Raw genomic sequence first — 22,039 nt, forward strand, 5'->3', positions numbered from 1 at the left:
AGTGTTATTTATGCGTCATCGTCTTTTTATTTGAGGTCATTAAATGATGAACGCTTATGAACTACAGGCATTACGTCATGTGTTTGCAATGACCGTTGAGGAGTGCGTCTCATGGATTGCCCCAGAGTATAACGTCGCGACCTGGCGGCAATGGGAAAATGGCGAATCAGAAATCCCTCCCGCTATTGTAGAAACAATGCTCGACATGCGCAGAAAAAGAAAGTTACGCATTAATGCTATTATTGAAAAAATCAATAATCGCATTGGCAATAATACCATGCGTTTCTTTCCTGAATTAACGGACTTTCAGTCAGTTTATCGGGACGGCCGTTTTCTTGACTGGAAAATTTACCAATCCGTTGCGGCTGAACTCTATGCTCACGACCTTGAACATCTGTGCTAACGCGCGAGTTTCCCTCAGCGAATGAGCCACGCTGAATAACATCAAATAAACAGAACCAGAGATTTTTAAGGCACGGGCATTTACCCGTACCAGGGAATAACTTTTGCGAATTCGCAGAGCAAACATCATGAAGAATCACTATTTTCCCACGGCGATGGGGTTGTATCTCAATTATCTGGTCCATGGCATGGGAGTCATCCTGATGAGCCTCAACATGGCCTCGCTTGAACAGCAGTGGCAGACCAACGCCGCAGGCGTCTCTGTGGTTATCTCCTCGTTGGGGATTGGGCGGTTAAGTGTCCTGTTTTGCGCAGGCCTGCTGTCTGACCGTTTTGGTCGCCGCCCTTTTATTATTCTGGGAATGATTTGTTACCTGACGTTCTTCTTCGGCATCCTGACAACCCATAACATTATCATTGCTTATGCATTTGGTTTTCTCGCGGGCATGGCGAACAGTTTCCTGGACGCCGGAACCTACCCCAGCCTGATGGAGGCGTTTCCCTCTTCGCCAGGTACGGCTAACATCCTGATTAAAGCGTTTGTCTCCGGCGGACAGTTTTTACTGCCCATCATCATCAGTCTGCTGGTGTGGGCGCAACTGTGGTTTGGCTGGTCATTTATCATTGCCGCTATGATTATGCTGATAAACGGCGTGTTTTTGCTTCGCTGCGCCTTTCCGCCTCACCCCGGAAGACGGGAAAAACCGCTGCCCGTACCGGAGAAATCGCTCACCGCAGAAAAACACCGTTGCTCGCTGCTCGACCTGGTCAGTTACACGTTATATGGCTATATCGCCATGGCGACGTTTTATCTCATCAGCCAGTGGCTGGCGCAATACGGCCAGTTCGTTGCCGGGATGTCTTACACCTTGTCTATCAAACTGTTAAGCATTTATACCTGCGGTTCGTTGCTGTGCGTGTTGATCACCGCGCCACTGATACGGAAAACGGTACGCTCAACGACTTTACTGATGCTTTACACCTTTATCTCTTTTGTCGCGTTACTGACGGTTTGCCTCTATCCCACGGTCTATGTCGTAATGGCGTTTGCATTTGTCATTGGCTTTTCCTCTGCAGGCGGCGTGGTACAGATTGGTTTAACGCTGATGGCCGCCCGCTTTCCGCATGCCAAAGGGAAAGCCACCGGGATTTATTACAGCGCAGGCAGTATCGCTACCTTCACTATTCCACTGGTGACGGCACATCTGGCTGAGCGCAGCATCGCCGATATTATGTGGTTTGATACCGCAATTGCAGCCGTGGGATTCCTGTTAGCGCTGTTTATCGGCTACCGCAGCCGCCTCGAAACCCGACGCCGAATGCTGTTCTCCCCCTTAGCGGAATAATCATGAACCCACATATGCAATATTGTTTTCACTCACTGCAACATACCACGGGAAATAATCATTAAAACATCAGCAATCCCGATTAAGAGAAGTGGGTTCTCACACTTTTGACTGCAATATACCTGGTAATGAAAACGGCATGTTATGTAGGCTCCGTTATTTTATAACCGTATAGTAATGGAAAATCGCCTCACACCAGAAAGCAGGCACACACAGAACAAAATTAACCAGCAAGGAGCTGTGAAAATGTCTCAGAATAAGGCTTTCAGCACGCCATTTATCCTGGCTGTGATCTGTATTTATCTCAGCTATTTTCTCCATGGCATTAGCGTAATTACGCTGGCACAAAATATGACTTCGCTTGCGGAAAAATTCTCCACCGACAGCGCCGGAATCGCCTATTTAATTTCAGGTATCGGTCTGGGCCGACTGGTCAGTATTCTGTTCTTTGGTTTCCTGTCGGATAAATTTGGCCGTCGGGCCATTATTCTGCTGGGCGTCTTATTATATATTCTCTTTTTCTTCGGCATCCCTGCCAGCCCAAATCTGATGGTGGCCTTTGTCCTTGCCGTTTGCGTGGGTGTGGCAAACTCCGCCCTCGACACCGGTGGTTATCCGGCGCTGATGGAGTGTTTCCCGAAAGCCTCAGGCTCGGCGGTGATCCTGGTTAAGGCCATGGTCTCCTTCGGGCAGATGCTCTATCCGATGCTCGTCAGCTACATGCTGCTCAACAACATCTGGTACGGCTACGGCGTCATCATGCCTGGCGTGCTGTTTGTGCTCATCACCCTGATGCTGCTGCGCAGCAAATTCCCCGGCCAACTGGTGGATGCCAGCGTGGCGAAAGAGCTGCCACAAATGAACAGCAAACCGCTGGTCTGGCTGGAAGGCGTTGCGTCCGTTCTGTTTGGTGTAGCGGCGTTTTCGACCTTTTATGTCATTGTGGTGTGGATGCCCAAATACGCCATGGCGTTTGCCGGAATGGCCGAAGCCGATGCGCTGAAAACCATCACCTGGTACAGCATGGGCTCGCTGGTCTGCGTCTTTATCTTCGCCGCCTTACTTAAAAAAATGGTCAGGCCTATCTGGGCGAACGTCTTTAACGCAGGCCTGGCAACCATCACTGCTGCTGTGATTTATCTGTATCCCTCCCCGCTGGTCTGTAACGTTGGCGCCTTTGTCATCGGTTTTTCCGCCGCGGGTGGCATCCTACAGTTGGGCGTTTCGGTCATGTCGGAGTTCTTCCCGAAAAGCAAAGCCAAAGTCACCAGCGTCTATATGATGATGGGCGGCCTCGCCAACTTTGTTATACCGCTCATCACCGGGTATCTCTCAACTATCGGCCTGCAATACATCATTTTACTGGATTTTGTTTTTGCCCTGCTGGCCTTCATCACCGCCATTATTGTTTTCGTCCGCTATTACCGGGTTTTCAATATTCCTTCGAACGATATCCGTCTGGGCGAACGCTATTTTCAATCGCACATGAAGTGAAAATTTAAGGAGTTATATTATGGATGTAACCGCGAAATATGAACTGATCGGCCTGATGGCTTACCCCATCAGACACAGCCTGTCACCGGAAATGCAAAATAAGGCGCTGGAAAAAGCCGGATTGCCGTTTACCTATATGGCGTTTGAAGTTGATAACAGCACCTTCGCGGGGGCTATTGAAGGGCTTAAGGCGCTCAAAATGCGCGGCACCGGCGTCTCCATGCCAAATAAACAACTGGCCTGTGAGTTCGTTGATGAGTTAACCCCGGCGGCCAAACTGGTCGGCGCGATTAATACGATTGTTAATGATGACGGTTATTTACGCGGTTACAACACCGACGGGACGGGCCATATTCGGGCTATTAAAGAGAGCGGCTTCGATATCAAGGGCAAAACCATGGTGTTAGTAGGCGCAGGTGGCGCGTCCACCGCCATTGGCGCACAGGCAGCGATCGAGGGAATCAAAGCGATTAAGCTCTTTAACCGCAATGATGAGTTCTTCCAGAAAGCGCTGGATTTCGCAAAACGGGTGAATGAAAACACCGACTGCGTAGTGACGGTAACAGACCTTGCCGATCAGAAGGCCTTTGCGGACGCCCTCGCCACGGCAGATATCCTGACCAACGGCACTAAAGTGGGCATGAAACCGCTGGATAATGAATCCGTTGTGAGCGACGTGAGTCTGTTGCGCCCGGATCTGCTGGTGACCGAGTGCGTCTATAACCCACATATGACGAAACTGCTGCAGCAGGCGCAACAAGCCGGTTGCAAAACGATAGATGGTTACGGCATGTTGTTGTGGCAAGGCGCTGAACAGTTCAAACTGTGGACCGGCAAAGATTTTCCGCTGGAATATGTAAAACAGGTGATGGGGTTTGCGGCCTGACGGCCAGGAAACTGAGACTTAAAAAGGTATTAAATGAAAACCGTAACCGTAAAAAACCTCGTGATTGGCGAAGGGGCTCCAAAAATAATCGTCTCGCTGATGGGTAAAGATATCGCCAGCGTCAGGGCAGAAGCGCAAGCCTATCGTGACGCGGATTTCGATATTCTGGAGTGGCGCGTTGACCATTTCGCCAATGTTGCGTCAGCAGAGGCCGTGCTGGAGGCCATTGGCGCTATTCGCGCCGCGATGCCGACCACACCGCTGCTGTTTACCTTTCGTAGCGCTAATGAAGGCGGTGAACAAGCCATTTCCACCGACGCTTACATTGCGCTGAATCGGGTCGCGGTCGACAGCGGACAGGTCGATATGATTGATCTCGAACTGTTCACCGGCGATGAGATCGTTAAGACAACGGTTGACTACGCGCACAGCAAAAACGTTAAGGTCATCATGTCCAACCATGATTTCCATAAGACGCCAGCGGAAGATGAGATCGTTCAACGTCTGCGTAAAATGCAGGAACTGGGCGCGGATATCCCGAAAATCGCCCTGATGCCGCAAAGCCGCGTTGATGTCCTGACGCTGCTTTCTGCCACGCTGAAAATGCAGGAGCAGTATGCCGACCGTCCGGTGATCACCATGTCGATGTCGAAGACAGGCGTAATTTCTCGTCTGGCAGGCGAAGTCTTTGGTTCGGCAGCCACGTTTGGCGCAGTGAAAAAAGCCTCCGCGCCTGGACAAATATCGGTAACCGAACTGCGTACGGTATTAACGATTTTACATCAGGCCTGACGCATTAATTAAGGCGGGAATAACAGATTCCCGCCAGCAATATTAAACCTATTTCTAATGGAATATTCATCGCGAATAGTCTGTGGCGCCCTGCGCCTGCGCATTACCCGGCTAATTGCGCTGAATATTCGAGGAGTTAATATGAAATCTTCAAGACCACCTCGCGTGAAGGGGCGCGTGCCTGTGCTTCCGGCCCAGGACGCAGTCAATTATATTAAAGATGAAGATGTACTCTGTATATTGGGTGCCGGTGGCGGCATTCTGGAAGCCACCACATTAATTACCGCCCTTGCCGAAAAATATAAACAAACGCAAACACCGCGTAATTTATCGATTATTAGCCCGACAGGTCTGGGCGATCGTGCCGACCGGGGAATCAGCCCGCTGGCCCAGGAAGGTCTGGTGAAATGGGCATTATGTGGACACTGGGGCCAGTCGCCACGTATTTCCGAATTAGCCGAGCAAAATAAAATTGTCGCTTATAACTACCCGCAAGGCGTGCTCACTCAGACACTGCGGGCTGCAGCTGCGCATCAGCCCGGAATATTGAGTGATATCGGCATTGGCACCTTTGTCGACCCGCGCCAACAGGGCGGCAAACTGAACGAGGTGACGCAGGAAGATCTCATCAAGCTGGTTGAAATTGATAACAAAGAGTACCTCTACTACAAAGCCATTGCCCCCACCGTGGCATTTATTCGCGCCACCACCTGCGACAGTGAAGGCTACGCCTCATTTGAAGACGAAGTGATGTATCTCGACGCGCTGGTACTGGCTCAGGCGGTACACAACAACGGCGGTATTGTGATGATGCAGGTGCAGAAAATGGTTAAAAAGGCCACACTGCATCCCAAATCGGTGCGTATTCCCGGCTATCTGGTGGATATCGTAGTGGTCGATCCGGAACAGACGCAACTCTATGGCGGCGCACCGGTAAACCGCTTTATCTCAGGTGATTTTACCCTCGACGACAGCACCCAGCTCACCCAGCCCCTCAATCAGCGCAAGCTGGTCGCCCGACGCGCATTGTATGAGATGCGAAAAGGCGCGGTTGGTAACGTGGGGGTCGGTATCGCCGATGGCATTGGCCTGGTGGCGCGCGAAGAAGGCTGCGCCGATGATTTTGTCCTGACCGTCGAAACCGGTCCGGTGGGCGGTATCACCTCCCAGGGCGTCGCGTTCGGCGCAAACGTGAATACTCGCGCCATTCTCGATATGACTTCTCAGTTTGACTTCTACCACGGTGGAGGTCTGGACGTCTGTTATCTGAGCTTCGCGGAAGTCGACCGTCACGGCAACGTTGGAGTGCATAAGTTCAACGGCAAAATCATGGGAACCGGCGGCTTTATCGATATCAGCGCCACCTCAAAGAAAATTGTTTTCTGCGGCACATTGACTGCCGGCAGCCTGAAAACAGAAGTTGCCGACGGAAAGTTAACTATCGTCCAGGAAGGCCGGGTCAATAAATTCATCCGCGAGCTGCCGGAAATTACTTTCAGCGGAAAAATCGCCCTCGAACGGGGACTGGACGTGCGTTATATCACCGAACGCGCGGTATTCACGCTGAAGGAGGATGGTCTGCATCTCATTGAGATTGCGCCAGGTGTGGATCTCGAACGCGACATTCTCGCCAAAATGGACTTTACCCCGGTGATTTCGCCGACGCTGAAACTGATGGACGAAAGATTATTTATCGACGCCACCATGGGCTTTGAACTGCCTGAAGCGGCCAATTAAAAGGAGTACGACGATGGACTTTTCTTTAACCGAAGAGCAAGAGCTGCTGCTTGCCAGTATTCGCGAACTGATCACCACCCAGTTTCCGGAGGAGTATTTCCGTACCTGCGATCAGACCGCCACCTATCCGAGAGAGTTTATGCGCGCGCTGGCGGATAACGGCATCTCGATGTTAGGCGTGCCGGAAGAGTTCGGCGGCATTCCGGCAGACTATGTCACCCAAATGCTGGCGCTGATGGAAGTGTCAAAATGCGGAGCTCCCGCCTTTTTGATCACCAACGGTCAGTGCATTCACAGCATGCTCCGTTTCGGTTCCCCTGAGCAGTTGCGCAAAACGGCGCAGAGCACCCTGGAAACCGGCGATCCCGCCTATGCGCTGGCCTTAACGGAGCCAGGCGCGGGTTCAGATAATAACAGTGCCACCACCAGCTATACGCGCAAAAACGGCAAGGTTTACCTGAATGGTCAGAAGACCTTTATTACCGGCGCCAAAGAGTATCCGTATATGCTGGTGCTGGCGCGCGACCCGGAGCCGAAAGATCCGAAAAAAGCCTTTACCCTCTGGTGGGTGGAATCGAACAAACCGGGGATCAAAATCAACCCGCTGCACAAAATCGGCTGGCACATGCTGAGCACCTGTGAAGTGTATCTCGATAACGTTGAGGTTGAAGAGAGCGACATGGTTGGCGAAGAAGGCATGGGCTTTCTCAACGTGATGTACAACTTTGAGATGGAACGTCTGATCAATGCCGCGCGCAGTACCGGTTTTGCCGAGTGTGCGTTTGAAGATGCCGCACGTTACGCCAACCAGCGCATCGCCTTTGGCAAGCCGATTGGCCATAACCAGATGATCCAGGAAAAGCTGGCGCTGATGGCCATTAAAATCGAGAATATGCGCAATATGGTGTTGAAGGTTGCCTGGCAGGCGGATCAGAAGCAGTCGCTGCGCACCAGCGCCGCACTGGCGAAACTGTACTGCGCCCGCACGGCGATGGAAGTGATTGACGATGCGATTCAGATTATGGGCGGGCTGGGTTATACCGACGAAGCGCGCGTCTCACGATTCTGGCGCGACGTTCGCTGTGAGCGTATCGGCGGCGGAACGGATGAGATCATGATTTATGTCGCGGGTCGTCAGATCCTCAAAGATTATCAGGACAAGTAAGTTGCAGGCCGGTGGGTTGAACGCACCGGCCGACAAAATCCATCAGGCATCAGACAATAAACAAGTCTGTTCAGCCAGGCTGTTTTTGAACTGTTTGCGGTAATCGCCTGGAGAACATCCCACATGCCGCAGAAACAACTTCGCAAAGTGGTCAACATTCTCGTACCCTACCCGCCAGGATATTTCCGCCAGCGACGCGTCGGTATTAGTAAGCGCAAATTTCGCTTCGGTCATTCGTCGTTGAATAACATAGTTAATGGGAGAAATATGATATTCGCGGGTAAATTCGTGGCAAATATAGCTCACACTGGCGCGAAATTTTTTGGATAATTGTTCGAGCGTGATTTTCTCCCGATAGTTATTATTCAGGTACACCAGAATATCTTTAATCAGAACATCTTTTTTGATATAGCCTTGTTCAGATCGATAAGCATTTTTAAAGTTTTCGTAGAACAATACCGTTAAGGCATAAGCAAACGCGTCGCAGACCGACGACGTTAATCCGTTTTTACTTTGCGGCAGCATCACGCTGAGTTCATTGAAAATACTTTTAATCACCTCTTTACCCTGACCGACGGAAACCACCGGGCAGGAGTGCAGTTGCAGCAATTGATTCTCCTCCCACCCCTGAAAGCGAAAGCCATACAGCGCGCAGGTGTAGGTCGTTGCCGGCGCGTTCACATCTGACGTCACCGCATGTAACCGCCCCCGTTCCACGACGACAATATCATCCTCGTGCGCGACATACAGTGAAGAATCGATTATTAATCTGACAATCCCCTTTTTAACGTAAATCAGCTCCGTCTCATTATCATGCACATGATGACCCGACTCCCAGCGTGGGTCATCACTAATGACAAAGCGGGAAAATCGCGGCGTCTTTCCCTGGTCAAAAAGGCTTTCTATGGCATTATCAAAACAGCGTTGATACATGATGCCCTCCACAAGCGGTTAATCATCCTGAACAATATAATAAGGATAAAATAAAGCGGCTGTGGCGGTTATACAACACTATTCAACCACGGCAAAACAAGATTATTTTCTTCGGCTGCAAGATAATATGTTTGTTTTTATAAAATGATTTTCTGTGCATTTCTTTTGTATTGTCGATCTCATTTTTTTTGCAAGATTCTTTGTAATGAAAACAGATTGCGCCGTCGAAAAAACGCCTCCTGCTGTCGCACACTATTTCCAGTCTGTTTTATCTTTCCGCCGGGGTGGCCGGAACGTCACGAACGGTATGCGACTCACAGGAGATACCATGAAAATAATAACCTGCTTTAAGCTGGTGCCTGAAGAACAGGACATTGTTGTTACCCCCGAACATACTCTCAATTTTGACAACGCAGACGCGAAAATCAGCCAGTTCGATCTTAATGCTATCGAAGCGGCAGTACAGATAGCCAGCGAAGCTGACGATGAGATCGCCGCGCTAACGGTCGGCGGATCGTTACTACAGAGCTCGAAAGTGCGTAAAGATGTGCTTTCCCGTGGCCCGCACGCCTTATACCTGATGCAGGATGCGCAACTGGAACACGCGCTGCCAAAAGATACCGCCCGGGCGATCGCCGCCGCCACGAAGAAAATGGGCTTTGATCTGATCCTCTTTGGAGAAGGCTCCGGCGACCTGTATGCGCAACAGGTTGGCCTGTTGGTTGGCGAAATCCTGCAACTGCCCACCGTCAGTGCCGTCAGCAGCATTCAGCGTCACGGGGAAAAACTGCTGGTTGAGCGCACACTGGAAGATGAGATCGAAGTGATCGAACTGTCATTACCTGCCGTTGTCTGCGTCACTTCGGATATTAACCTCCCGCGCATCCCTTCCATGAAGGCCATTCTTGGCGCAGGTAAAAAACCGGTTCATTGCTGGCAGGCCAGCGACATTGCGTGGAGCCAGGGCTTGCCACAGGCCGAACTGGTCGCCATTACCGTGCCGCCGCAAACAGAACGTAAGCACATCATTCTGGATAACGATTCGCCGGAAGCGATCGCCGAACTGGCTGAACACCTGAAAAAAGTCCTGAACTGAGCCCAACGGAGAACATCATCATGAGTCAATTAACCCACGTCTGGGTATTTAGCGATAACGTCGAACGCTATGCGGAGCTGATGGCTGGCGCGCGTCAGTGGGGCCAGCAGGTCTGTGCCATTGTCCAGGGAAACGAACAGGCGGCACGTGTTAAGCCGTATGGTCCCGACAGCATCGTTGTGCTGGATGAGCATTCTTCTCTCCAGCGCATCGAAAACTATGCCGAAACGCTTGCCGCACTGATCCAGCCAACAGCTAGCGGACTGCTCCTGATGGCGGCGACCAAACGCTGCAAAGCGCTGGGCGCGCGTCTCAGCATTCAACTGGATGCCGCAATGGTGAACGATGCCACGGCGGTGAGTGTCGAGGATAACACTCTGTTTGCCGAACACCGTATGTATGGCGGGCTGGCATCTGGCAAAGAGAAACTCAACAGCCCGCTGGCGATTATCACCCTTGCGCCCGGCATTCTGGAAGGCGCACCTGTAAATCCGGCCCATGACTGCCCGGTCCAGAGTGCCGTCTGGGTTGCGCCGCAGCATGACATTGTGTGTCAGGAACGCCGCGCCAGAACACTCAGCAGCGTCGATCTCAGCAAAGCTAAACGCGTTGTCGGTATTGGTCGTGGCCTGGTAGCACAGGACGATCTCGCCATGGTATATGAACTCGCCAACGTGCTCGGCGCCGAAGTGGGCTGCTCGCGCCCGATTGCTGAAGGTGAAAACTGGATGGAGCGCGAACGTTATATCGGCGTTTCCGGCGTTCTGCTGAAGTCTGATCTGTACCTGACGCTGGGTATCTCAGGCCAAATCCAGCACATGGTTGGCGGCAATGGCGCCAAAGTGATTGTTGCCGTTAACAAAGATAAAAATGCGCCCATTTTCAACTATGCCGACTATGGGCTGGTAGGCGATATCTACAAAGTGGTCCCTGCCCTGATTGCGCAACTGCGCTAATTCTCACGTTTATCCCTATCTCCCGCTGTGCAAAACGGCGGGAAGGAGCTTACAGCATGTCGGATGATAAATTTGATGCCATCGTAGTGGGTGCTGGCGTGGCGGGAACAGTGGCGGCGTACGTTATGGCGAAAGCCGGGCTGGATGTGCTGGTCATTGAACGCGGCAACAGCGCAGGCAGTAAAAACATGACCGGCGGTCGCCTCTACGCCCACACGATTGAACGCATTATGCCGGGGTTCGCCCGGCAGGCACCCATTGAGCGCAAAGTGACTCGCGAGAAAATCTCGTTTATGACCGAAGAAAGCGCGGTCACCCTGGATTACCATCGCGAGCAACCGGATGTTCCCGCGCAGGCGTCCTACACCGTGTTGCGCAACCGGCTTGATCCCTGGCTGATGGAACAAGCGGAACAGGCTGGCACACAGTTCATTCCGGGTGTGCGCGTGGACGCGCTCATCCGCGAAGGCAATCAGGTTACTGGTGTTCAGGCGGGGGACGATATTCTTGACGCTAACGTGGTGATCCTCGCCGATGGCGTGAATTCCATGCTGGGCCGATCGCTGGGTATGGTCCCTGCATCGTCTGCCCATCATTATGCGGTTGGGGTCAAAGAGCTGATTAGCCTCTCCCCGGCGCAAATTCAGGATCGGTTTAACCTGTCAGAAGATGAGGGAGCCGCATGGTTGTTCGCAGGTTCACCGTCAAACGGTCTGATGGGCGGCGGTTTCCTCTATACCAATCGCGACTCTGTCTCCCTCGGGCTGGTATGCGGTCTGGGTGACATGGCCCATGCGCAAAAAAGCGTACCGCAGATGCTGGAAGATTTTAAACAACATCCCACCATTCGTCCGCTGATTCAGGGTGGCAAACTGCTGGAATACTCTGCGCACATGGTGCCAGAAGGTGGACTGGACATGGTGCCGCAACTGGTCGATGACGGGGTTATGATTGTTGGCGATGCCGCCGGTTTCTGCCTGAATCTCGGTTACACGGTGCGCGGAATGGATTTAGCCATCGCCTCTGCCGAGGCTGCGGCCCACGCCGCTATTACAGCCAAAGCGCGCCAGGACTTCTCTGCCCAAACGCTGTCAGAGTACAAACGCGCGCTGGAGCAAAGTTGCGTGATGCGCGATATGCAGCATTTTCGCAAGATCCCGGCGCTGATGGAGAATCCACGTCTGTTTACACAGTACCCGCGCATGGTGGCCGACATCATGAACGACCTGTTCACCATTGACGGCCGCCCAAACATGCCGGTTCGCAAAATGATCCTGTCCCATGCAAAACCGATTGGCCTGCTGAATCTGCTGAAAGATGGCATTAAGGGAGTGACCGCACTATGAGCGAGGTAAACCGCGTGAACGTCGACGTCAAACTCGGCGTTAATAAATTCCATGTTGATGAAGGCCACCCGCACATCATTCTGGCGGCAAACCCGGATATCAACGAATTTCGCAAACTGATGAATGCCTGCCCCGCCGGACTTTATAAGCAGGATGAAGCAGGCAACGTTCACTTCGATTCTGCGGGGTGTCTGGAGTGTGGTACCTGCCGCGTACTGTGCGGTGAGACGATCCTCGAAAAATGGTCCTGGCCGACAGGCACGTTTGGCGTCGATTTCCGCTACGGCTGATAAGCGCCGTACCGGATAACCACCAGGCCGGTGCAGGCATCGTCACGCCCTCCGGCCCGACCGTTTTTCATGAATGATCGAGAACCGCTAATGAGTGTCACATTCACATTTGACGCCGGGCGGCGGGACGCATACCGCAGGCTTGGCTTTTGGGGCGATGCCTCGCTCGGTGACTACTGGCGCCAGACCGTCCGGAGCGTGCCGGAGAAAATCGCCGTTGCCGACAGTCACGGGGCATCATTAACCTATGCGCAGCTCGACCATTCGGCAAGCTGTCTGGCAGGCTGGATGGTTGAAAACGGGATTCAGGCAGGCGATCGCATTGCCTTTCAGTTGCCTGGCTGGTACGAATTTACCGTGATCTACGTTGCCTGCCTGAAAACCGGCGCGGTATCTGTACCTCTGTTACCCGCCTGGCGTGAGGCCGAACTGGTGTGGGTATTGAATAAGTGCCAGGCGAAACTGTTTTTCGCGCCCACCGTCTTTAAGCAGACCCGTCCGGTGGATGTCATCCTGCCTCTGCAAAACCAGCTTCCCCATCTGCGACACATTATCGGTGTCGACAAACTGGCACCGGCCACCTCGTCGCTTGCGTTGAGTCAAATCATTGCCGAAAGCGCTCCGCTTGCCGACTCCATCCCGGTTCACGGTGATGAACTGGCCGCCGTGTTGTTTACCTCGGGCACCGAAGGTCTGCCCAAAGGGGTGATGCTCAGTCATAACAACATTCTCGCCAGCGAACGGGCCTACTGCGCACGTCTCAATCTGACCTGGCTGGACGTGTTTCTGATGCCTGCCCCGCTGGGGCACGCGACCGGTTTTTTACACGGCGTGACAGCGCCGTTTCTGATCGGTGCGCGTAGCGTACTGCTGGACATTTTTACTCCTGAGGCCTGTCTTGAACTGCTGGAACAACAGCGCTGTACCTGTGTGTCTGGCGCCACGCCGTTTGTCTACGATCTGCTGTGTGCCATGGAGCAACGCCCTGCCGATCTCTCTTCGTTGCGCTTTTTTTTGTGCGGCGGCACGACCATTCCGCAGCGAATTGCCCGCGATTGCCAGCGGCGAGGTATTAAACTGCTGAGTATCTATGGTTCGACGGAAAGCTCACCGCATGCCATGGTCAATCTTGACGACCCGCTGTCGCGGATGATGAATACTGACGGCTATGCGGCGGCTGGCGTCGAGATAAAGATTGTTGATGAAGCACGGCAACCTGTCCCGCCTGGCGTTGAAGGTGAAGAAGCATCGCGCGGTCCTAACGTGTTTATGGGCTATCTCGATGAACCGGAGCTGACCGCCCGGGCGCTGGACAGCGAGGGCTGGTACTACAGTGGCGATCTCTGTCGCATGGATGAACAGGGTTACATTCAGGTAACCGGGCGCAAAAAAGATATTATTGTGCGCGGCGGCGAGAACATCAGCAGTCGGGAGGTGGAAGATATTCTGTTGCAACATCCCCGCATCCACGATGCATGTGTTGTTGCCATGCCGGATGAGCGCTTAGGCGAGCGATCGTGCGCTTATGTCGTACTGAAAGCCCCGCACTCTTCTTTGTCGCTGGAGGAGCTTATCACCTTCTTTAGCCGCAAACGGGTGGCAAAGTACAAATATCCGGAGCATCTTGTGGTGGTCGAGAAACTGCCGAGAACCGCATCCGGTAAAATTCAGAAGTTCCTGCTGCGTCAGGATATTATTCGGCGATTAGACGCGGCGCAGGCTGCGGGATAAATTGCCGGATGGCGGCGTACCGCCTAATCCGGCCTACAGGGACAGTGATATTCGCCGGATAAGCGGAGCGCCATCCGGCATCCCATTATTTTTTCAGTTCAGCGAGGCTCAGCCAGGTCTGGACAACGGTGTCCGGGTTCAGCGACAGGCTGTCGATCCCCTCTTCCATCAGCCAGGCGGCAAAGTCTTCATGGTCAGACGGCCCCTGACCACAGATCCCGACATATTTCCCCTGCTTCTTCGCGGCGCGAATGGCCATCGACAGCAGGGCTTTTACCGCATCATTGCGCTCATCGAACAGTTCAGAAACCACGCCGGAATCCCGGTCCAGCCCCAGCGCCAGTTGCGTCATGTCGTTGGAGCCAATGGAGAAACCGTCAAAGTATTCGAGGAACTGTTCCGCCAGCAGGGCGTTGGACGGGATCTCACACATCATGATGATCTTCAGTCCATTTTCGCCGCGCTTAAGCCCCTGGCGCGCCAGCTCATCAACCACGGCTTTAGCCTGCTCAACGGTACGCACAAACGGGATCATGATTTCGACGTTCGTCAGTCCCATGTCGTTGCGCACGCGTTTAACGGCGTCGCACTCCAGGGCAAAGCAATCGCGGAAGCTGTCTGACACATAGCGACCTGCGCCACGGAAGCCCAGCATCGGGTTCTCTTCTTCCGGCTCGTAGCGTTCACCACCGACCAGATTCGCGTACTCGTTAGACTTAAAGTCTGACAGACGAACGATGACACGCTTCGGCCAGAACGCCGCACCGAGGGTCGCAATGCCTTCGGTCAGGCGACCGACGTAGAATTCGCGTGGAGAATCAAAACCCTTCATCATCTCGCGAATTTCGTTCTGCAGTTTGGCGTCCTGGGCGTCAAACTCCAGCAGAGCGCGCGGGTGAACGCCAATCATACGGTTGATGATAAATTCCAGACGCGCCAGGCCTACGCCTTCATTTGGCAGACAGGCGAAGTCAAACGCGCGGTCCGGGTTACCGACGTTCATCATCACCTTCAGCGGCAGATCCGGCATGGTATCGACGCTGGAACTTTTCACGCTGAAGTCGAGCAGATCGGCATACACATAGCCGGTATCGCCTTCCGCACAGGAGACCGTGACTTTTTCGTCATCTTTCATGCGCTCAGTGGCGTCGCCACAGCCCACAACCGCAGGGATCCCCAGCTCACGCGCGATAATGGCGGCATGACAGGTACGCCCGCCACGGTTGGTGACAATCGCGGCGGCTTTTTTCATGATCGGTTCCCAGTCCGGGTCGGTCATGTCGGTGACCAGCACGTCGCCGGGTTCAATACGGTTCATCTCGCTGATATCGTGAATGACTTTTACCGCGCCCGCGCCGATGCGGTGACCGATTGCACGCCCTTCGGCAATGATTTTCCCCTGCGCATGCAGCGTGTATCGCTCCATCACCTGGCCGCGTGAACGTACGGTTTCCGGACGCGCCTGTACAATAAACAGCTTGCCGGTATGACCGTCTTTCGCCCATTCGATGTCCATCGGACGGCCATAGTGTTTTTCTATCTGTACCGCCTGTTTCGCCAGCCCCTGCACTTCGTCGTTGGTCAGTGAGAAGATGTCGCGTTGTTCCTGGGGCACATCCTCAATTTTGACCTGCTTGCCGTGCTCCTGCGTCGGCGCATACACCATACGGATTTTCTTCGAGCCCATTGTGCGACGAACAATCGACGGACGGTTGGCCGCCAGTGTCGGTTTGTGAACATAGAACTCGTCCGGGTTAACCGCCCCCTGCACGACCATCTCACCCAGTCCCCACGCCGAGGTGATAAACACCACCTGGTCAAAACCGGATTCAGTATCGATGGAGAACATCACGCCGGAGGACGCAAGGTCGGAACGCACCATCCGCTGAACGCCCGCAGAAAGCGCCACGCCACGGTGGTCGTAACCCTGGTGAACGCGATAGGAGATCGCGCGGTCGTTGAACAGTGAGGCAAACACATGTTTGACGGCGACCAGGACAGCATCAAAACCCTGAACGTTGAGGAAGGTTTCCTGCTGGCCCGCAAAGGAGGCGTCTGGCATATCTTCTGCCGTCGCCGAGGAACGCACGGCAAATGAGGCCAGCTGATCGTCCGCAGAGAGCTGTGCATATGCGTCGCGGATGGCATTTTCCAGCTCAGGCTGGAAAGGAGTGTCGATAATCCACTGGCGGATTTGCGCGCCGGCCTTCGCTAACGCGGTAACATCGTCAATATCCGTTTTATCCAGCAGTTCATAAATGCGCTGGTTAACACCGCTCTGATCCAGAAACTGGTTAAACGCATCGGCGGTGGTTGCAAAACCGTTCGGTACCGAAACACCCATACCGGACAGGTTAGTAATCATTTCACCCAGGGAGGCATTTTTGCCCCCAACTCTGTCTACATCATTCATGCCGAGTTGGTTATACCAAAGCACCAGCGGTGACGAGCCATTGTTGGACATCGAACAATCCTTTTGTGATAAATGAACGAGTTTAGGAAAAGCCTAATTACGTATTTATCTTTGCATATTTAATCCGCTTAAAAAAACGGTGAATCGTTCAAGCAAATAGATTTTTTTATTTTTTAGGACACTTTACCCATTTGCGCAAACCCGCGTATGGCGGGCGATCTCCACAAAAATTGTCGGTATAAACGACCATTCCATTAAATGAAATGTGCTTTTCATTTAATATAAAAATACCATTTCATTTCTAAAATCAGCACTATTTCCTACGCTTTGCGGTATTTTTAATTTATGCTTTCAGAGAATTATGGCTGCCTTTCAGGATGCAAAAATGGATAATGCTGTAGATCGTCATGTATTTTATATTTCCGATGGAACGGCAATTACCGCCGAAGTTTTAGGCCACGCGGTGATGTCGCAATTCCCTGTCACCATCAGCAGTATAACACTGCCGTTCGTCGAAAATGAGAACCGCGCGCGGGCCGTTAAGGAGCAGATCGACGCCATTTATCAGCAAACCGGCGTGCGTCCTCTGGTTTTCTACTCCATTGTGTTGCCGGAAATCCGTTCCATTATTCTGCAAAGCGAAGGCTTTTGTCAGGATATTGTCCAGGCGCTGGTCGCCCCATTGCAGCATGAGATGAAGCTTGATCCGACGCCGGTCGCCCACCGCACGCACGGGCTGAATCCTGGTAACCTTAACAAGTATGATGCGCGTATCGCAGCCATTGATTACACGCTCGCCCACGATGATGGTATCTCGTTGCGCAACCTCGATCAGGCACAGGTGATTTTGCTGGGGGTTTCTCGCTGTGGCAAAACGCCCACCAGCCTCTATCTCGCCATGCAGTTTGGTATCCGTGCGGCCAACTATCCCTTTATTGCCGACGACATGGATAATCTGGTTCTGCCCGCCTCGCTAAAACCGCTGCAGCATAAGCTCTTCGGCCTGACGATCGATCCCGAACGACTGGCGGCGATTCGCGAAGAACGACGGGAAAACAGCCGCTATGCCTCATTGCGACAGTGCCGGATGGAAGTGGCTGAAGTTGAGGCGCTCTATCGCAAAAACCAGATCCCGTGGCTCAACAGTACCAACTATTCGGTAGAGGAAATTGCCACCAAGATCCTCGATATCATGGGGCTGAATCGCCGCATGTACTAATAAACTAGTTCACGAGTTCTGTTTTTTTGCTATCATGACGTTCTGCCGCGAGGTGTGACACACCTCGCACTTGAAATCAGCAGGGATTGGTTTAAGGTTGTGCCCATCACTTCCCGGTACCACTGCCGAAGAAGCAACAAATTTCTGAGACTTGTCATGAACAAAACCGATGAACTGCGTACCGCGCGTATAGACAGTCTGGTTACCCCCGCTGAGCTTGCGCAACGGCATCCCGTGTCGTCCGCTGTCGCCAGTCATGTAACCGACTCCCGTCGCCGGATAGAAAAAATATTGAATGGCGAAGACCCTCGCCTGCTGGTGATCGTCGGTCCGTGCTCCATTCACGATCTCGACGCCGCGATGGAATATGCCACACGTTTACAGGCGCTGCGCACGCAGCACCAGGCGCGTCTGGAAATCGTTATGCGCACCTATTTTGAAAAGCCGCGTACCGTTGTCGGCTGGAAAGGACTCATCTCCGATCCGGATCTGAACGGCAGCTACCGCGTCAATCACGGCATCGAACTGGCGCGTAAACTGCTGTTGCAGGTGAATGAACTGGGCGTGCCTACGGCTACCGAATTTCTGGATATGGTGACCGGGCAATTTATTGCCGACCTGATCAGTTGGGGCGCTATTGGCGCCCGGACCACGGAAAGCCAGATCCACCGCGAAATGGCTTCCGCTCTCTCCTGCCCGGTCGGTTTTAAAAACGGCACTGACGGCAATACCCGGATTGCCGTGGACGCGATCCGCGCCTCCCGCGCCAGCCATATGTTCCTCTCGCCGGATAAAACCGGTCAGATGACCATTTACCAGACCAGCGGCAATCCATATGGACATATCATTATGCGTGGCGGGAAAAAACCGAACTACCACGCCGAAGATATTGCGGCTGCCTGCGACACCCTGCATGAGTTCGATTTGCCAGAACATCTGGTGGTCGATTTCAGCCACGGCAACTGCCAGAAACAGCATCGCCGCCAGTTGGATGTCTGTGATGACGTTTGCCAGCAGATCCGCAACGGCTCTACGGCTATCGCCGGCATTATGGCGGAAAGTTTCCTGCGTGAAGGCACCCAGAAAATCGTCAACGGGCAGCCGCTGGTTTATGGGCAATCCATTACCGATCCTTGTCTCAGTTGGGAAGATACGCAACTGCTGCTCGATAAACTGGCTTCCGCGGTCGACAGCCGCTTCTGATCCTCTGCCCATCCTGCAAAGGGTGGGCATTTCCTCTCCCCGGTCTGCGATCTCCTGGCGTTCACTGCCAGCCTGTCCGTAAGAAACGCGGGCAAGTAAACGTTTACCAGCCAGTTAGCTTGAACAACTGACTTCTAAACGTTTACCCCAGTCTGGCGGGCGATGGCTGTAATCATCATTTCTGTCCTGGAAAGGCTCCTGGAGCACAGCGTGTAAACGATGCAGCTCGCTCATGTCGCCCTTTTCCGCCGCCGCAATCGCCCGTTGCGCCAGCCAGTTACGCAGCACCACGCAAGGGTTAGCGCTCAGCATCTGTTGGTGGCGTTCAGCGTCGGCGACACCATCGCGTTGCAGTCGCGTTCTGTAACGTAAAAACCAGCCATCAAACGCCGTACGATCGATAAATTCATCGCGCAAGGGCGAGTCAGCACTCTGCTGCTCCGTGACGCTCAGCATGCGAAAGGTGCGGGTATAGTCACTGCGCTCGCGCGCCATCAGGCTGAACAATTCATTCAGCAGATCATTGTCCTCTTTTTGCTCCGTCATGAAGCCCAGTTTCTGCCGCATACGCTCACCATAGCGCGTCAGCAGCGCTAACTGATAGCCGTCGAGGGCATCATTGAGCGCATCAACAGCAATAAAGGGCGACAGACTTTGCGCCAGGCGTTGCAGATTCCACAGGCCCACCGCGGGTTGATTATCAAAACGGTAGCGCCCCTGATGATCCGAATGGTTACAAATAAATCCAGGTTCATAATCATCCAGAAAGCCAAACGGACCGTAGTCCATTGTCAGCCCCAGAATCGACATGTTGTCAGTGTTCATCACGCCGTGCGCGAAACCAACGGTCTGCCAGTCCGCAATAAGCGTTGCGGTTCGGGCAACGACATCGCGAAACCAGAGAACGTATTTGTCTGCTTCTTGCCGCAAATGCGGCCAGTAATGACGAATGGCAAAGTCGGCCAGTTGCTGCGCCTTTTCAGGCTCGCGGCGATAATAGAAATGTTCAAAATGACCGAAGCGCATGTGACTCTGCGCCAGACGCATGAGCATCGCTCCCGCTTCGACCGTTTCGCGATACACGGGGGTTTCACTGGTGACAATAGCCAGCGCGCGCGTGGTAGGTATACCCAGCGCGTGCATCGCTTCACTGGCAAGACTTTCACGAAGCGTTGAACGCAGTACTGCGCGCCCGTCTCCCATTCGCGAATAGGGCGTCAGTCCGGCCCCTTTCAGATGCCAGTCCATCGTACTGCCGTCGGCAAGAACCTGCTCACCCAATAAAATTCCGCGCCCGTCGCCCAGTTGACCGGCCCAGACGCCAAACTGGTGGCCGCTATAGACCTGCGCCAGCGGTGACATCCCCGGCAGCAGGGTTTCGCCGCCCCAGACGCCCGCGCCGCCGTCGACATTAAAAAGGGTGTCGGGAATGCCCAGTTGTCTGGCAAGAGCGTCATTGTGCCAGATCAGCCGTGCATGATTCAGCGGTGTGGGTTTCAGTGCGGTAAAGGTGGCTGGCAGCTCATCGCGCCAGCGGGCAATAAAAGACAGGGTCATAGGGCCTCCTGCCTGTAGTGTAGACGTTTAGCCGCCTCCTAAACACCAGCAAACAGAAAGGTTATCCCTGGATTAGTTTGGTTACCTGCTTCGCTGTGACCGCTGGCCACAAAGCGCCCTGCATAGCGCCGAAACCAAACGGCATCACGCGGTCAAACATCTCTTCGCTGTCGATACCGTTGATCATCAACGCGTCACAGTAAGGTGAAATTTGCGTGAGAATGGCGCGCATAAACGGTTCAAATGAGACGCTGAGCGCCCGTCGCTGCACAAAATTACGATCGAGAACCACGCGTTTAAACAGTCCATCGAATATCGCTTTAGTCGAACGCTCCCCCGCGCCAAAATTGGCAAGCACCAGAGGAAATCGCCCGGCCAGGGCATTCAGCATTTGGTTTTCTTTTCCGGCTGCAAGCTCCGGATAATTTTCATTAATCATTAACTCGATAAATGAAAATCGTTTAATGCCAGAAACACGCTCACTGTTCATTAATAATAAAGGTACAACATCCGGGGTTATATTAATCCAGGCAATCAGCTTATGCTGAATAAAAAAATGCTGGCATGTTTCCAGCAAAGCCAGTTTTTCAACAAATAGCTGCTGCTGTTCTTCAGTAGAAAGCCGAGGCAGAACAAGTTCTGTCGGGATACGGACGCTGCGGTCATCATTGACAAAGGTGACAACGATTTCTAAACCGATAAGTTTTCTTTGACCATTTCGGGCGGGTTGAAAATAGAGTTCAGAATGGTACACATTATCCAGTGAAACATTCATTACGGTACCCCCGCAGAAAGGGAATTATACGGAAATCTGTTACAAAGGACGTAAACGTACGTCTTTTTAAAGGTCAGCGGGGAAACGTTCATTTTGTCCTTTTAGCCCGGGGAGTCCGGTTCCTTTGTCTTCAGATTATCCTGATTATAAACGCTAATCCAGTATTGTTCTTTTTCCTGCAATAAAATAATGGATCACGTTAAAAGAGTAATAGTTCGCTTACGTTAGATTCGTCTGGCCTGCCAAAAATTCTTACGCCAGTAAACATTATCCAGTGATGATCGCATCACACCTCGACTGGTCGACGCATGAATAAACTGACCGTTGGTATCATAAATACCCACATGTAAACCACTTTCCCCTGAGCCGGTTTTGAAAAAAACCAGATCGCCTGGCAACAATTCCTCTTTATCGATTTCCGTACCCAGTTTTGCCTGTTGACGCGTTTCGCGCGGCAGTTGCAATGAGAACTGGTCGCGCATGGTCATTACCACAAAACCTGAACAGTCCACACCACCGCGGCTCATACCACCGTAACGATACGGCGTGCCGCGCCAGGACTGAAGTTGGTCGTTTAACCCGGCGATAACGGTAATCGAATCGGAAAGCCGCGCATTGGGCGGCGGAGCCCGATGGCTGCTGCATCCTGCCAGTAATAATGCTGTGCAAAAAAGAAACCAGAAACGCATTCCGGACGA

Annotated in this window: 19 protein-coding genes; 14 read left to right on the forward strand and 5 right to left on the reverse strand. The window is 52.9% G+C overall.

Annotation, left to right across the window (positions count from 1 at the left end; genetic code table 11):
* Positions 1-46 precede the first annotated feature (46 nt).
* From WB371_RS21255 to WB371_RS21285, 7 genes are all read left to right on the forward strand, one after another.
* Complete coding sequence (locus WB371_RS21255) at positions 47-403, forward strand: YdiL family protein (RefSeq protein WP_336222004.1); 357 nt, start codon at positions 47-49, stop codon at positions 401-403.
* 127 nt (positions 404-530) lie between these two features.
* Positions 531-1,748, forward strand: coding sequence for an MFS transporter (locus tag WB371_RS21260; protein ID WP_336221980.1), 1,218 nt, complete (start codon positions 531-533; stop codon positions 1,746-1,748).
* Positions 1,749-1,994: 246 nt separating this feature from the next.
* The gene (locus WB371_RS21265) at positions 1,995-3,242 is read left to right on the forward strand and encodes an MFS transporter (protein WP_336221981.1); all 1,248 of its coding nucleotides are present in this window, start codon (positions 1,995-1,997) and stop codon (positions 3,240-3,242) included.
* A 19-nt stretch (positions 3,243-3,261) separates the two neighbouring features.
* Entirely contained in the window at positions 3,262-4,128 is an 867-nt protein-coding gene (gene ydiB, locus WB371_RS21270; RefSeq protein ID WP_336221982.1) for a quinate/shikimate dehydrogenase, read from the forward strand.
* A 33-nt stretch (positions 4,129-4,161) separates the two neighbouring features.
* Entirely contained in the window at positions 4,162-4,920 is a 759-nt protein-coding gene (gene aroD / locus WB371_RS21275) for a type I 3-dehydroquinate dehydratase (protein ID WP_336221983.1), read from the forward strand.
* A gap of 141 nt (positions 4,921-5,061) precedes the next feature.
* Positions 5,062-6,657, forward strand: coding sequence for an acyl CoA:acetate/3-ketoacid CoA transferase (locus tag WB371_RS21280; RefSeq protein ID WP_336221984.1), 1,596 nt, complete (start codon positions 5,062-5,064; stop codon positions 6,655-6,657).
* A gap of 13 nt (positions 6,658-6,670) precedes the next feature.
* Entirely contained in the window at positions 6,671-7,822 is a 1,152-nt protein-coding gene (locus WB371_RS21285) for an acyl-CoA dehydrogenase (protein ID WP_336221985.1), read from the forward strand.
* 42 nt (positions 7,823-7,864) lie between these two features.
* Here the strand turns inward: WB371_RS21285 and WB371_RS21290 are convergent, their stop codons facing one another.
* A complete protein-coding gene (locus WB371_RS21290; RefSeq protein ID WP_336221986.1) occupies positions 7,865-8,755 on the reverse strand; it encodes an AraC family transcriptional regulator in 891 nt (296 codons plus the stop codon).
* Between the two features lie 328 nt (positions 8,756-9,083).
* On the opposite strand from WB371_RS21290, the gene WB371_RS21295 reads away from it, so the two are divergent.
* From WB371_RS21295 to fadK, 5 genes are all read left to right on the forward strand, one after another.
* Positions 9,084-9,851 (forward strand): electron transfer flavoprotein, encoded by a 768-nt coding sequence (locus WB371_RS21295; RefSeq protein WP_336221987.1) that lies wholly within the window; start codon positions 9,084-9,086, stop codon positions 9,849-9,851.
* Positions 9,852-9,871: 20 nt separating this feature from the next.
* Positions 9,872-10,807: an electron transfer flavoprotein subunit alpha gene (locus WB371_RS21300; protein ID WP_336221988.1), complete on the forward strand. Its 936-nt coding sequence runs from the start codon at positions 9,872-9,874 to the stop codon at positions 10,805-10,807.
* Positions 10,808-10,863: 56 nt separating this feature from the next.
* Positions 10,864-12,153 (forward strand): FAD-dependent oxidoreductase, encoded by a 1,290-nt coding sequence (locus tag WB371_RS21305; RefSeq protein ID WP_336221989.1) that lies wholly within the window; start codon positions 10,864-10,866, stop codon positions 12,151-12,153.
* The gene (locus tag WB371_RS21310) at positions 12,150-12,443 is read left to right on the forward strand and encodes a ferredoxin family protein (protein ID WP_336221990.1); all 294 of its coding nucleotides are present in this window, start codon (positions 12,150-12,152) and stop codon (positions 12,441-12,443) included. The genes WB371_RS21305 and WB371_RS21310 overlap by 4 nt, the downstream gene beginning before the upstream one ends.
* Before the next feature lie 90 nt (positions 12,444-12,533).
* Complete coding sequence (gene fadK / locus WB371_RS21315; protein WP_336221991.1) at positions 12,534-14,174, forward strand: medium-chain fatty-acid--CoA ligase; 1,641 nt, start codon at positions 12,534-12,536, stop codon at positions 14,172-14,174.
* An 85-nt stretch (positions 14,175-14,259) separates the two neighbouring features.
* On the opposite strand, the gene ppsA is transcribed toward fadK, so the two are convergent.
* Entirely contained in the window at positions 14,260-16,638 is a 2,379-nt protein-coding gene (ppsA, locus tag WB371_RS21320) for a phosphoenolpyruvate synthase (RefSeq protein ID WP_336221992.1), read from the reverse strand.
* 334 nt (positions 16,639-16,972) lie between these two features.
* Here ppsA and ppsR point away from each other — a divergent pair, with 334 nt between their 5' ends.
* Positions 16,973-17,806, forward strand: a complete 834-nt coding sequence (ppsR, locus tag WB371_RS21325; protein WP_336221993.1) for a posphoenolpyruvate synthetase regulatory kinase/phosphorylase PpsR — start codon at positions 16,973-16,975, stop codon at positions 17,804-17,806.
* Between the two features lie 156 nt (positions 17,807-17,962).
* Positions 17,963-19,009: a 3-deoxy-7-phosphoheptulonate synthase AroH gene (gene aroH, locus WB371_RS21330; protein WP_336221994.1), complete on the forward strand. Its 1,047-nt coding sequence runs from the start codon at positions 17,963-17,965 to the stop codon at positions 19,007-19,009.
* Positions 19,010-19,123: 114 nt separating this feature from the next.
* Here the strand turns inward: aroH and selO are convergent, their stop codons facing one another.
* The 3 genes from selO to WB371_RS21345 all read right to left on the reverse strand — a co-directional run bounded on the left by selO (position 19,124) and on the right by WB371_RS21345 (position 22,030).
* A complete protein-coding gene (selO, locus tag WB371_RS21335; RefSeq protein ID WP_336221995.1) occupies positions 19,124-20,566 on the reverse strand; it encodes a protein adenylyltransferase SelO in 1,443 nt (480 codons plus the stop codon).
* Positions 20,567-20,627: 61 nt separating this feature from the next.
* On the reverse strand, positions 20,628-21,341 hold the full coding sequence (locus WB371_RS21340) for an EAL domain-containing protein (RefSeq protein ID WP_336221996.1): 714 nt from the start codon (positions 21,339-21,341) through the stop codon (positions 20,628-20,630).
* Between the two features lie 224 nt (positions 21,342-21,565).
* On the reverse strand, positions 21,566-22,030 hold the full coding sequence (locus WB371_RS21345; protein ID WP_336221997.1) for a C40 family peptidase: 465 nt from the start codon (positions 22,028-22,030) through the stop codon (positions 21,566-21,568).
* Positions 22,031-22,039 lie beyond the last annotated feature (9 nt).

Source organism: Citrobacter amalonaticus (genome assembly GCF_037053465.1).
In the GTDB taxonomy this organism is placed as follows: Bacteria; Pseudomonadota; Gammaproteobacteria; order Enterobacterales; family Enterobacteriaceae; genus Citrobacter_A; species Citrobacter_A amalonaticus_H.